General features: G+C 42.6%; 6 protein-coding genes, 1 pseudogene and 1 CRISPR repeat array. Of the genes and pseudogenes, 6 read left to right on the top strand and 1 reads right to left on the bottom strand.

The features are described from left to right. Positions 1-70 (bottom strand): annotated as a pseudogene (locus NJD71_RS14035) (transposase); the annotation flags it as partial. Between the two features lie 266 nt (positions 71-336). On the opposite strand from NJD71_RS14035, the gene cas1f reads away from it, so the two are divergent. The 6 genes from cas1f (at position 337) to cas6f (ending at position 9,186) form a co-directional block, all read left to right on the top strand. Then, positions 337-1,332 (top strand): type I-F CRISPR-associated endonuclease Cas1f, encoded by a 996-nt coding sequence (gene cas1f, locus NJD71_RS13035; protein WP_319052352.1) that lies wholly within the window; start codon positions 337-339, stop codon positions 1,330-1,332. A 60-nt stretch (positions 1,333-1,392) separates the two neighbouring features. Then, positions 1,393-4,836, top strand: a complete 3,444-nt coding sequence (gene cas3f / locus NJD71_RS13030) for a type I-F CRISPR-associated helicase Cas3f (RefSeq protein WP_442967689.1) — start codon at positions 1,393-1,395, stop codon at positions 4,834-4,836. A gap of 322 nt (positions 4,837-5,158) precedes the next feature. After that, the gene (gene csy1 / locus NJD71_RS13025; RefSeq protein WP_319052350.1) at positions 5,159-6,520 is read left to right on the top strand and encodes a type I-F CRISPR-associated protein Csy1; all 1,362 of its coding nucleotides are present in this window, start codon (positions 5,159-5,161) and stop codon (positions 6,518-6,520) included. Then, entirely contained in the window at positions 6,517-7,488 is a 972-nt protein-coding gene (csy2, locus tag NJD71_RS13020; RefSeq protein WP_319052349.1) for a type I-F CRISPR-associated protein Csy2, read from the top strand. The genes csy1 and csy2 overlap by 4 nt, the downstream gene beginning before the upstream one ends. 66 nt (positions 7,489-7,554) lie before the next feature. Beyond that, positions 7,555-8,577 (top strand): type I-F CRISPR-associated protein Csy3, encoded by a 1,023-nt coding sequence (csy3, locus tag NJD71_RS13015; RefSeq protein ID WP_319052348.1) that lies wholly within the window; start codon positions 7,555-7,557, stop codon positions 8,575-8,577. Between the two features lie 3 nt (positions 8,578-8,580). Next, positions 8,581-9,186 (top strand): type I-F CRISPR-associated endoribonuclease Cas6/Csy4, encoded by a 606-nt coding sequence (gene cas6f, locus NJD71_RS13010; RefSeq protein ID WP_319052347.1) that lies wholly within the window; start codon positions 8,581-8,583, stop codon positions 9,184-9,186. Positions 9,187-9,364: 178 nt separating this feature from the next. Further along, a CRISPR array of direct repeats spans positions 9,365-14,135; the repeat unit is 28 nt; unit sequence CTTCATCACCGCATAGGTGACTTAGAAA. Positions 14,136-14,292 lie beyond the last annotated feature (157 nt).

Raw genomic sequence — 14,292 nt, 5'->3', positions numbered from 1 at the left:
TGTCATCGAAGCTGTTCATGCTACCAGCCATTTGCTCGGCTAGTTTTTTAATGTCAGATTGAGTCGTCATTGCTTATTCTCCTGTTAATGGATTATAAGCAGTTACACAGTTTTTAGGAAACTCCCCTTTTCTGGTGGACAGCTTATTGTAGATAGATAGGTTTTTAGAAATAATTTATTGCCAGACAACTTAGGTTGTCTGGTTTTTTATTGCCTTTTAAATCTTTAACGACATTTGTTGTCGTATTAAAAACCCTACCTGTTGTTTTACAAACAAAGTTTCGTTAAAGTGAATTCATATTCAAATTTTTTTCACTGTTAATAGACGGAACGATAATGGCGAAACCTACTAATGCTTATACTGATAACAGTTTTGCCTCCTCTGATCTTAAAACCATCTTACATTCCAAACGTGCCAATATCTATTACCTCTCGCACTGCCGCGTTATGCAAAAAGACGGCCGCGTCTTGTATCTCACTGAGGATGACAAAGCCAATCTTTATTACAACATCCCTATCGCCAATACTACTTCCATACTTCTCGGTACAGGCACATCGATCACCCAAGCGGCGATGCGCCTACTCTCACAAGCTGGCGTCTTAGTCGGTTTTTGCGGTGGTGGCGGTTCGCCATTATTCATGGGCGCAGAACGGGAAGTTTATGTCGAGTGGATGACACCGCAAAGCGAATACCGTCCCACTGAATACATTCAAGGCTGGATGAGCTGGTGGTGGGATGATGACAAGCGTCTAGCAGCAGCTAAACATTTGCAACTTGCTCGCCTTGCTTACCTACAAACGGTTTGGAATAAAGACAGTGATTTTAAGCGCTGGGGTTTTAACAGCAATATCGATGCAGTACAAAAACTGCTTAAGGATAATATTCGGCAAGTCGATAAGCAGACGGAGGTTATGCATTTGCTCCAGCTTGAGGCTCGCTTGACTAAGCAGCTATACAAGCTAGCGGCAAAGAATACAGGCTATGATGGCTTTACTCGTGAGCATGACGGTATCGATAAAGCCAATGGCTTCTTAAATCACGGTAACTACTTGGCTTATGGGCTTGGAGCAACGACGGCTTGGACGCTCGGTATTCCACACGGCTTTGCGGTGATGCATGGTAAGACTCGTCGCGGGGCATTGGTGTTCGACATTGCCGATATTATCAAAGACGCTTTAGTGTTACCGCTCGCCTTTATCTGTGCCAGCGAAAACATGAGTGAACAGGAGTTTCGTCAAGAATGCCTGAATATGTTTACTAAGCATAAGGCACTGGATTATCAGTTTGAAGTCGTCAAGCAGATTGCTATGACTAAAAATTGGGAGGCATAAATGATTGTCATCTTTGTCTCGCAATGTAAAAAAAAGGCTCTAGGGCGCACTAGGCGTATTTTGGACGCTTTCGCCAACCGTATCGGTAACAATGTTTGGCAAACGGCGATTACTGAGGAAGGTCTCAAAACGGTTAAGCAATTATTACGTCAGTCAGCAACAAAGTCGACGGCGGTAAGCTGTCATCGCAATAAGACACGCCAGCTGACCGAACTGGTATGGGTGGTGGGCAATAAGCGTAAGTTTAATGAGGTTGGCGTGGTGCCTGTAAACCGTACCAAACGAAACATCCTACATAGTGAATGGGAAAATGATTGGGTCTATGCCAGTAGCATCCAAATTATCGCGACAATTGCCGCTTTGCTCCATGATATTGGTAAATCCACCATTGGCTTTCAAAAAAAGCTCATGGTTGGTAGTAAACAGGGTGATTCTTATCGGCATGAATGGATATCATTAAAGCTGTTTGAACTGATGATAGCGGATTGCCCCACTGATGAGGCATGGCTTAACCGTTTGCTGCAATTAGATAAGTGGTTAGAAACCCACGATATAGAGAAACTGCTGGATAATACGAATCAAAATACCGTTGATATACAAGGGATGCCACCACTGGCCCAGTGGGTCGCTTGGCTGATTGTCACCCACCACCGCCTGCCACCAGCTGATAAAGTATTTTACTCGTTTACGGCTATTCAAAGAGCGCAGCTTATAAATTCTCGTGAAAAGCCGCCCTATAAGCAAGATTTACAAGGGTTCTATAAAAACCTAACAGCTTTTGAGTACTGGGTAAAAAACCCTAAATCCTTGCTATCAGTTAAAGAAGGCGGGATGACTGGCGCTCAACTAAAAAACTTTTGGCAGTTTGAGCAATTGGTGATAAACAGTCTAGTGTGGCAAAAGAACCTCAAGCGTTGGTCTAAAAAAGCTTTAAATGATCCTGCACTATTGCAAATAAGCCAGCAAGCGCTTGAGTCTAAAAAAGCCATCAGCGACCCATTCTTACTACATTTATCACGTCTGTGCTTAATGGTAGGTGATCACAATTACTCTAGTCTTAAAGAGGACGATAATCGCTGTCTCAAAGTAGATAGTAGTTTTAAAAACTTAGCCGCCAATACCGACCGCACCGCCAAGACTCATACTGTCAAACAATCATTAGAGGAGCATTTATTAGGTGTTGGAGCATTCACCGCGCACTTTTGCCGTGTCCTACCTATTATTGCAAGCGAAATGCCCCGCTTATGTAACCATGATCCATTAGCCAAACCAACTGGAATAGAGCGTTTTAAATGGCAAAATCAAGCCTTTAAGATGACTTATGGCTTGCAAGAAGCCACACGCGAGCACGGGTTCTTCGGTGTCAATATGGCATCGACAGGTGCAGGCAAAACTATTGGTAATGCACGTATCATGTACGCCCTAGCTGATCCAAAAAAAGGTGCACGTTTTACCATTGCCCTAGGCCTACGCATTTTAACGCTACAAACAGGCCTGAGCTTTCGCAAAAACTTAAAGTTAGAAGGCGATAAACTGGCAATACTAGTCGGTGGTAGCGCCAACAAAAAACTGTTTGAGCTGGCATACGATAACAAGAGTGAAGCGTTTACCGACATTATCGGCGAATATAAAAAAGACAATGAGCCCGATAACGAATCTGAAACCTTTGGTAGTGAGTCCAGTGAGGATTTGTTAGATGAGATCGTCGATAGCGAAATTGATTATCAGGACTATGAAGCACTCAATCTCGATACTGTCATTGCTAGCCCTAAAGCGCGCGATTTAATTTTTGCCCCTATCGTCACCTGTACGGTCGATCATATTATCCAAGCCAGTGAATGCAAACGCGGAGGCAAATACATTGCCCCTATGCTGAGATTGCTTAGTAGTGACTTGATACTGGATGAGCCTGATGACTTTGATCAAGCCGACTTGCCTGCGCTGTCGCGTTTGGTGCATCTTGCGGGTCTGTTTGGTACGCGAGTCCTACTTTCGTCTGCGACCTTGACCCCTGATTTGGTCACAGGACTATTTGAAGCCTATATGGAAGGACGTAAACTATTTAATCAAAGTCAAAATAAGCCTACGCCAAAAGTGGTTTGCGCATGGTTCGATGAACAACCCAAAGCAATGATGTCTGAACAGTGCAGTGAAATTAGCGACTTTCAAAACAGACATGAGCAGTTTTGTGATAAGCGTGCCAGCTATTTAGCCAAGCAACCTATTAGACGTCAAGCCGACATTCTACCCTTTTCAGCTCAATACACTAAGGATAAAGCACCCCAATTTTATAATGCTTTGGCGCAAACATTGGTTGATGCTGCCATAGGCCTGCACTATAAGTATCATGAAGTATCTGATAATAAGCTTCAAGCTGATAAAGATGTGCGGGCAAGCATTGGACTCATTCGCGTTGCCAATATCAGCAACATTACTCATATTGCCATGCAGTTATTGCAAGCAAATGGCATAACGGTACCTGCAAATACAATCATACATGTGACCTGCTATCACGCCAAGCAGCTGTTGCTACTCCGTAATGCTTTAGAAAATAAGCTCGATAGAATTTTAGACCGTAGCAATAGTAAAGTCAGCATTTTTGACCATTCTGAAATTGAACAAACCATTACCGATAATGCTGCCAAAAATCATATTTTTATAGTACTTGCAACCCCTGTTGCCGAAGTCGGACGTGACCACGATTATGATTGGGCTATTGTAGAACCCTCATCCATGCGCTCTATCATTCAGCTGGCAGGGCGCGTCTGGCGGCATCGTCCTGACAAAGTCGCCGATACATCCAACATGCTGTTGCTACAATACAATCTGCGCTATTTTAAATACCCAAATGCCAAGCGCCCTATCTTTACCCACCCAGGATTTGAAACCACCCAGTTTAAGCCGCCAAGCTATGATTTATCTCAAATCATGCCGCAAGAGCAACTTGCCCAAGTTGACGCGAGAGCCAGAATCCAAGCACCCAAACATGCAAAAATAGAAACGTTGAGCGACCTTGAGCATAGCGTTATGCACCACTTGTTAAACAACCCCAAACTCAACTATATCAACGCCTATTGGGACAGTAAAGCCACTGCCAACCGTACTTATACTTATCTACAGCAAATTAGCCCCTTTAGAGCAGGGACGCCACAAGACGACTGGCTACTCATACCGCGCATGGTACATGATGACGAGGATACCGAGATTCCATCATTGGGGTTTGATGTTTATCACAGCGAAGACGTTTTTGAAAAAGGACTTGCCAAATCCAGCACACAAAACCAAACCATTTACCCGTTGTCCTTTGACTTTGAACATCCGCAAGTCAAACCATGGCTGACTAGCCCGTTAAATGAGGCGTTACAAAACATGCAAATCGCGCAGCCAGATAAAAGCCTGCGCTCACTTGCCATTACTTATTCATCGGTATCACTTGATAGTATTAAATCTAGCAACAGCAAAGGCTGGGCGTTCCATGAGTTTTTTGGTTTTATGCGGCAATAGATCATTTAGATAGACATAAAAAAGCACGGCGCGAACCGTGCTTTTGATACAAGCCACCTATGCGGTGGGGAAAGATAATACCAGTTATAACATTTTCTAAGTCACCTATGCGATGAAGGTAATGTTTACGATATTGCTTATCAGGTGTTGACTTTTCTAAGTCACCTATACGATGAAGGTAAATTATAGCAGAGTGTTCTTATAAAATAATCTACTACCTCATTGTTAATAATACAAGTTATAACATGGTTTACTAATATCTAGTTTCATGCTTTAATGTCTAAAAATACTAACATTTGTGCAATATATAAGGAGCTAAATTTTGACTGAACTGTCCCCAGAGCTGGCAAGCGGTGCAGTAAGAGCTGCGCTAACCAGCTTATATGATAAAAAAACCGAAACGCAGCAAAAACAGCTCGCTAAAGCCATTGAGAGTGGTGATGAAAAAAAGGTAGCTGAGCTACAAGCCACCCTTGCTGAAATACAAAAAAAATACAGCGTCGCTACTTGGATCCCTGATGCGGCAAACCGTATGGCAAAACAGCTTAATTTTGGGACGCACATCTCAAAAGGTGTTCACTCTAGCTCAAAAGGTGACAACGTTAATTTTGAGATGAATAACAACTTACCTAAAGGAATTATAGGTCATCAATCGTTGTTTAATCCTAAAATCGACGCTAGCGGTAACGCAGCAGCTTTACCCTTGTTTTCATTTTTTGATTTCAATGTGAGTAAAGATAAGAAAATCATGGACTACATTATAGAAGATAATGTTCACTTTAAGCATAGTCTTGCAAAAAATAAAGAAGAGTCTGAAAAGTATTTTCATATCTTTAGAAACTTATTAACAGGTGAGCTAACAAAACCTTGTACTAGCGAATATAACAAGCAAATGCTATGGGCTGTTGATCAAGACAGTGACTTTTATATTTGCATCGTTCCTCTTTACCCTTCTTCTTTAACAAATTTAGTTTACGAGAAAGTTCAAGAAATAAAGTATTCAGATGCAGTAAAAACAGCTAGAAAAAACCGTTTTTTAGTTAATGCTGAAAAAATGCCTTATGTCACATTATCAGATATCGCTACTGTTACGATTGGCGGTAGTAATCCTCAAGGTGTCAGCAGACATATGAGTAGCCAAAGAGGTAAAAACTACCTCCTGCCCTCATTACCGCCCATCATCAAGCAAGAGCGCACTTTTAAATTATCCAAATTTGCCAATAGTATTTTTAGTATGGCGATGGAATATAACGCACGCGAAGCCATTCAAAGCATTTTTAAAGCTATAAAAAATACGCGCAATATCGTTGATGTCAGAGAGGCGCGCAAACGGGCGATTGATGAGGTGCTGTATCAAGTATTTGCAACTGCCGAAGATATCCGCACGAATATGCCAGCTGGCTGGTCAAAGGATTATGAGCTTGATCACAGCCAAAAGCTATGGCTAGATCCCAAACGCGCTGATCTTGAAGGTGAAGAGGACTTTAAGGCTGAGCGTGAGCAAGAAGACGATTGGCATCGCGATATTGTGCATAGCTTTGCACGCTGGCTGAACACCTTGATGCAAACTGAATTTAAAACCATTGCTAATGATTTTGGTGACGCTGAGCATTTGGACTGGGAGCGGGAGATTGAGGATATGAAAAAGCGCTATGAGCGCGCAGGCAAAGGAGTGTTTTTATGAGCCGTATAGACGATGATGATGACCTTGGCGTGGTTGGCTATTTACTGATTAAAAAAGTGGTGATTGATGCGGCAAATACTATTTCAAGCCCTATCACTTACGGATTTCCTGCGATAACGGGATTTTTGGGTAGCTTTCATGCCATGTCGCGCAAAATGGCACAAGATGATGAGCTATCAGATGTATCTTTAGGCGGCGTGCTGCTTGCCTGTCATGACTGTCAACCGCAAATGTATCGTCCCAATTCTTATAATAATTATACCTTTAATCAGACGCGTAATCCGATTAAAAAAGACGGCAAAACCGCCTCCATCATTGAAGAAGGCAAATGCCGCCTGAATATGACTTTTGTGGTTGAAGTGCTGGCAGAGTCCAAACTCACGCCTGAGCTGCAAGCTACTGCTATGCAAAAAACCGAGCAATGGATTCAACAGCAGCGCATGGCAGGTGGTAGCGTACGCGGACTGGCACGGTTTGAGCCTGTACAATTTTTTGACAGTAGCGATATCAGCGCTGTGATACCACATCTGCTACCTGCTTTTGTATTGATGGACGCCCAAAGCGACTTTGCCCACATTATTGATGAGGTAAAAGCCGACAATCCAGACGCGACACCACTCGATGCGTTGATAGACGTTTGCGCATTGCATCATATTCCTGAAGCCCAGAAAAATGGCGATACCAAATGGTCACGTATGACGCGTAAAACAGGCCACGGCTGGCTCGTACCAATGCCGATCGGCTATCAAGGTATCTCTGAGCTTTTTGAAGCTGGCACTATGCAAAACGTGCGAAACCCTGAATACCCCAGTCAATATGTCGAAGCGATTTATAGTCTTGGTAAATGGGTCTATCCGCAGCGTTTGAACAGTGTCGGTGGTGAAAACGACATTGCTAATGCGTTTTGGCGCTACCACCACGGCGCTGATGAATCGCTATATCTAGCTACTCAGCAGCATGATACTTAACGCTATTTTTAACGTTTTAAATACTTTCAATTAACGGTTCATTATTTTTATCTCACGGAGAATATTATGTCAAAAACTGCCCTAAAAACCGCCTCTGTTCTTGCCTTTGAACGCAATCTTGATGTGTCTGACGCTTATTTGTGGCAAATGGACAGCCAAGGCGGTGACAACAGCGCTCGATCCCCTGTGGTTATCAAAGAAAAATCTGTGCGCGGTACCATCAGCAATCGCTTAAAAAACGCCATAACCAATGATCCTGCCAAGCTCGATGCGGAAACTGAAAAAGCCAACTTACAAAAGGTGGATTCAGCATCACTAGATGAAAACAACGATACCTTAATCGCGCGTTTTAGCCTAAAAGTGTTGCCTTTTACAGGCAAGCCAAATGTTTGTAATAACCAAGACTATCAACAAGCACTAGAGCAAGTCGTTACTGACTATATTGATAACCAAGGACTGGATGAATTGGCACTTCGCTATGCGATTAATGTGTTAAATGCCCGTTGGTTATGGCGCAACCGCGTGGGCACTGAAAGTATAAAAGTGACTGTGAAATACAATGAACAAACACAGACTATTGATGATGCAAAAACTTATAATCTGAAAAGTTTTGAGAATGATGATGCTACTATTAAGCAAGTAGCAGAGTGGATCAAATCAGGATTAAACGGTAGTGCATTTACTATCCTATATGTAGAAGCATATGCCGTCATCGGCTATGGTCAAGAGGTATACCCATCACAAGAGCTGATCCTCGATACAGGTAGCAAAAAAAGCAAGGTACTCTACCGTGTTAGTGATAAAAAAGGCGCGGAAGACAATGCAGGTATGCATTCTCAAAAGATCAGTAATGCTATTCGTACTATCGATACTTGGTATCCAGATGCCCAGTTTCCTATCGCTATCGAACCTTATGGCGCGGTGACCACACTAGGTACAGCGTTCCGCCAACCCAAAGCTAAAATGGATTTTTATACCTTGTTCGATAACTGGGTACTCAAAGGTGATGCGCCAAGTGCTGAGCAGCAGCATTATGTGATAGGTGTGCTTATCCGTGGCGGTGTGTTCGGTGCCAGTGGCAAGGAGTAATTTATGAGTCACATGACCCATTACTGCGAGCTTACCATCATCCCCGACCCTGATATCGCACCTTACTTTATTTGGCGTAAGCTGTTCAATCAGATACATATTGCGCTTGCTGAGCTAAAGAGTAAGCATGGTATCGAATCTATCGGTGTCAGCTTCCCTGATTATCATTATGATAAAAAAGGCAAATCGTCCAAGCTTGGGTTAAAGCTGCGTGTCTTTGCGCCCAGTCAGCAAGATTTAGAAACCTTAAATTTGGACGATTGGCTCTCAAGGCTAACCGACTATGTGCATATTAAAGCTGTAAAAGAAGTACCTAAGGATAAAGTAACGAGCCCTGTCAGCGTACACCGTTATCGTTTTAAGCCTGTAGAAGTGCAGGCGCAAACATTGGCGAAAAAGCTATCGATTACTTATGAGGAAGCAATGATAACTGTCGTAAAACGCAAACCTGAGATGCCATTGCCTTTTATTCAAATGCACAGTCAAACCAATGATAGCGATTACCGCTTACAGGTCTTACAACGATCTTGTAGCGAGCCAAAATCAGGATTGTTTAATGTATATGGCATGAATGGTATGAGAAATAGCGTCACCGTTCCGCATTGGTGATCTGAATTGATGGTAATGACGAATTACCCAAAAATTGGGAATAAAAACCCTTTTTTTGCGCTATTTAAAAATACACATAAAAATCAAACAGTTATATCAAAGCGAAAAACGGAGGGTAAAACAAGGGTTTTTGCCCTCTACGCTTTCATATAACTTACTTTTTTGAGGTATAATTCCTCTTCATCACCGCATAGGTGACTTAGAAATTGTACCCACTTCGTATCACCGCTAGATAACCCTTCATCACCGCATAGGTGACTTAGAAAGCTATCAGATTACATCGTCCATGCAGCAAATGCTTCATCACCGCATAGGTGACTTAGAAAAAAATACTTTGGTGTCGCAGCATAAAAATATGCTTCATCACCGCATAGGTGACTTAGAAATTATTGGTTAATTCGGCATTAACGACTGTCGCCTTCATCACCGCATAGGTGACTTAGAAAATCTTCGTGATAACTAGCATCAAACTTAATCTCTTCATCACCGCATAGGTGACTTAGAAATTGACCGTCTGATACCATCTGGTCGCAATACTCTTCATCACCGCATAGGTGACTTAGAAACATTCCTTGTTTAGTGAGCCTCAGCTCGTTTACTTCATCACCGCATAGGTGACTTAGAAAATAAGAGCGCCAAACGTGATAAAAATTAGCCACTTCATCACCGCATAGGTGACTTAGAAATAGATTGCGTTATGTGGCGATTGAGGACAAGGCTTCATCACCGCATAGGTGACTTAGAAAGTTTGATACTGCTCAGACTGCACGTATTCGTCCTTCATCACCGCATAGGTGACTTAGAAAACTCTGTCGAAATATACAGTAGCTATTTGTAACTTCATCACCGCATAGGTGACTTAGAAATTGTAACCCATCTGAAAGCTAGCCTCTTGCACCTTCATCACCGCATAGGTGACTTAGAAAATCAGCAACGAACAAAGACAGGAGCTACTAGCCTTCATCACCGCATAGGTGACTTAGAAATACTCCGCATAGCTTGCTTGGCTATAACGATGCTTCATCACCGCATAGGTGACTTAGAAATCAAAGCTCACATGGCCGTGCCACCGCATAATCTTCATCACCGCATAGGTGACTTAGAAATGACGCTGACAGTCATACGCTTGGTGCTATGTCTTCATCACCGCATAGGTGACTTAGAAATTGATTGTTTTGTTGACCACCACCGTTAATCTCTTCATCACCGCATAGGTGACTTAGAAAACCATCTAGCTATGCGCGTCATCGTATTAGCCCTTCATCACCGCATAGGTGACTTAGAAATCCGATTGGGTTAGCGGTTCCCCTTTGTTGTTCTTCATCACCGCATAGGTGACTTAGAAAGATTGACCACCGATAGCACTTAGGTGCAGGTCCTTCATCACCGCATAGGTGACTTAGAAACTGCACAAATCACTACCTGTCAGCTCCTTGCTCTTCATCACCGCATAGGTGACTTAGAAAAATACGGTGCTAGAGAAAAATGATGACAAGTCCTTCATCACCGCATAGGTGACTTAGAAAAATCAATATCAACCAATCGACCTAGGTGCAGCCTTCATCACCGCATAGGTGACTTAGAAAATCAAGTAACCATTCGCATCAACCGCAGCAAACTTCATCACCGCATAGGTGACTTAGAAAGACCATTGCAAAGGCTAAATCAGGCAATGGCTCTTCATCACCGCATAGGTGACTTAGAAAATCTTTGTATAGCGTAATAGCGTCATATATATCTTCATCACCGCATAGGTGACTTAGAAAAGTCGGAGGTCGGACTATGAACCACCAATGGCCTTCATCACCGCATAGGTGACTTAGAAAAAAACTAGATTCAGTCTTGAAAAAACTAAGACCTTCATCACCGCATAGGTGACTTAGAAAAAAGCCCAAGCTATAAAATGGCTTTAAATAAGCTTCATCACCGCATAGGTGACTTAGAAAAAACAGTTGCGGTAAATCTTCACGCTGCGTAACTTCATCACCGCATAGGTGACTTAGAAAACTTCAACACGTTTGGCTGGGTCGAAAACGAGCTTCATCACCGCATAGGTGACTTAGAAAAGTTGCTTAAAAGTAGCGTCTTTATCATCATTCTTCATCACCGCATAGGTGACTTAGAAAATCAATTTATTAGCTGTTTTCTCAGTTTTTAACTTCATCACCGCATAGGTGACTTAGAAAGTTCTGGTCATAACTTGGTTCTGATACGCTATCTTCATCACCGCATAGGTGACTTAGAAAAACAATCATTGCGCCAAGTTAATCAAATCACGCTTCATCACCGCATAGGTGACTTAGAAAATATATCAAAAAGTACCGCTGGAACATCGATTCTTCATCACCGCATAGGTGACTTAGAAACTCGAAAAAACAACTAGGAGTTCATTATGAACGCTTCATCACCGCATAGGTGACTTAGAAATCAAGGTCACCACCAACACGGGCGCATACTTGCTTCATCACCGCATAGGTGACTTAGAAAGATCAAACGCAAGCCGTGTAAGCCGTGAGATACTTCATCACCGCATAGGTGACTTAGAAAATCTTAAATAAGGTCGCGGCTGCACTGACTGACTTCATCACCGCATAGGTGACTTAGAAAATAGATACGTGACATGATGCGGTCAAAGAATACTTCATCACCGCATAGGTGACTTAGAAATTGTTAAAATGACCATACTCTAAACGTATTGCCTTCATCACCGCATAGGTGACTTAGAAAATCCATGATTAAAGACGGTTTTGCAGAATGTTCTTCATCACCGCATAGGTGACTTAGAAAACTCATTAAGAGTGGCTAATTTATGTATTGGACTTCATCACCGCATAGGTGACTTAGAAAGCTGTACCCTTCTCTAGCCTTGCCATTGCTTCCTTCATCACCGCATAGGTGACTTAGAAAATGAAGTACGCCGCACCAGGCGCGGCGCTACTCTTCATCACCGCATAGGTGACTTAGAAAATTGATTGTCATCTTTGTCGAATAAAAACCCACTTCATCACCGCATAGGTGACTTAGAAACTGAATATGATGCCAAGTGTGAGGAAAATGCGCTTCATCACCGCATAGGTGACTTAGAAACTATTGGGCGTTGAGCGTAATGTATAGTTGGACTTCATCACCGCATAGGTGACTTAGAAAAAGGGGCTAAGCGCCATTTTGCGCCGTGGTATCCTTCATCACCGCATAGGTGACTTAGAAATTGTAGATGAGGTGACAGAATGAAATGGCTAACTTCATCACCGCATAGGTGACTTAGAAAAATCCATCGACCATCTGATACTCTTTGTCGTCCTTCATCACCGCATAGGTGACTTAGAAAATAAAGGCGAACCCCTAACCGCTAGCGAGGTCCTTCATCACCGCATAGGTGACTTAGAAATTACTAACTGCATCAAGCACAATATGGACAAACTTCATCACCGCATAGGTGACTTAGAAAGACCATTGCAAAAGCAAAATCAGGCAATGGCTCTTCATCACCGCATAGGTGACTTAGAAATAAAGGCGATGCTAAGTTGCCAAAGGGCGACGCTTCATCACCGCATAGGTGACTTAGAAACTTAAAAGCTGAGCGCGACAAGCTAGGCGCGACCTTCATCACCGCATAGGTGACTTAGAAAGGTATAAGGGCGACTATATTGATAATACCAAGCTTCATCACCGCATAGGTGACTTAGAAATTCAAATGTGTAAGTAGCAGCGCCGTCTTTGTCTTCATCACCGCATAGGTGACTTAGAAAATCAATTTGCACTTTACCGCGTGACTGCTTGACTTCATCACCGCATAGGTGACTTAGAAAACTCCAAGCATAACCAATCGTTTCGTTGATTGCTTCATCACCGCATAGGTGACTTAGAAAATCTTTTGTTCGAACTCTTCAAAGCGGGCTGACTTCATCACCGCATAGGTGACTTAGAAATGAGTCGATTAGCTACAAATCATGGCAAAAGCCTTCATCACCGCATAGGTGACTTAGAAAATATATCACTAAATAATCCTCAAATAGTTGTACTTCATCACCGCATAGGTGACTTAGAAAAAACGGTGGTATTTATTATCGTAAACGTGAAACTTCATCACCGCATAGGTGACTTAGAAAGCTAGTAGCAGGTACGATGGTATGGATCAGTACTTCATCACCGCATAGGTGACTTAGAAATTATTAACTGTGCTTTTAAACTCACCAACTCCCTTCATCACCGCATAGGTGACTTAGAAAGAGCACGTTTTCCCATAGTGCAAATCTTGCTCCTTCATCACCGCATAGGTGACTTAGAAACTCTGGGTGATGTTTAAGTTGTCTTGCTTGGTCTTCATCACCGCATAGGTGACTTAGAAAATATACGCTGCTGTGTTAGCTGCAACACCTGCCTTCATCACCGCATAGGTGACTTAGAAATTATCCATCCTATCAACGGTAGCCTTTGCCTTCTTCATCACCGCATAGGTGACTTAGAAAGTTACCATTCCAGCCTTTGCGAGCAACCTTCTCTTCATCACCGCATAGGTGACTTAGAAATCATTGAGCCGCTTAAGCTCAGTTGCTGTATCCTTCATCACCGCATAGGTGACTTAGAAATTTTGATGTCAGTGTATTTAGCGTATAACCGTCTTCATCACCGCATAGGTGACTTAGAAAATAATACCCTCGCTTGTTTTAGTAATGTTTTGCTTCATCACCGCATAGGTGACTTAGAAAACATCAAAGTGATTATCAGGTAGCTTGGCTTTCTTCATCACCGCATAGGTGACTTAGAAACATTCAGGTTTTGAGCGCATAGGCGTGAAGCCCTTCATCACCGCATAGGTGACTTAGAAAAAGGCCAAGGCTCATCTAAACGTAAATTGCATCTTCATCACCGCATAGGTGACTTAGAAAATTGCGCCAAAACTAATAGGGCGGTCAGGTAGCTTCATCACCGCATAGGTGACTTAGAAAATCGCCAAGGCGTTAACTTCAACCGTGTAATGAGCTATGCTGAAAAAACTGTAGAACCAAACTTGGTAAACTAACGACTCAATGAGGAGTTTATCATGACTAAGAAAATCAGAACCTATAGTGCAGCATTCAAAGCTGAAGCCGTTAAAAAGATAGC

This window comes from Psychrobacter sp. PP-21 (assembly GCF_033790785.1).
Lineage (GTDB): Bacteria > Pseudomonadota > Gammaproteobacteria > Pseudomonadales > Moraxellaceae > Psychrobacter.
Note: the sequence above shows the minus strand (reverse complement) of the source record. Positions and strands in the feature narration are given on the sequence as shown.

Excerpts from the sequence above, each read along its gene's own strand:
- cas1f (WP_319052352.1), top strand. The coding sequence starts at position 337 with ATGGCGAAACCTACTAATGCTTATACTGATAACAGTTTTGCCTCCTCT.
- csy2 (WP_319052349.1), top strand. The coding sequence starts at position 6,517 with ATGAGCCGTATAGACGATGATGATGACCTTGGCGTGGTTGGCTATTTA.
- csy3 (WP_319052348.1), top strand. The coding sequence starts at position 7,555 with ATGTCAAAAACTGCCCTAAAAACCGCCTCTGTTCTTGCCTTTGAACGC.
- cas6f (WP_319052347.1), top strand. The coding sequence starts at position 8,581 with ATGAGTCACATGACCCATTACTGCGAGCTTACCATCATCCCCGACCCT.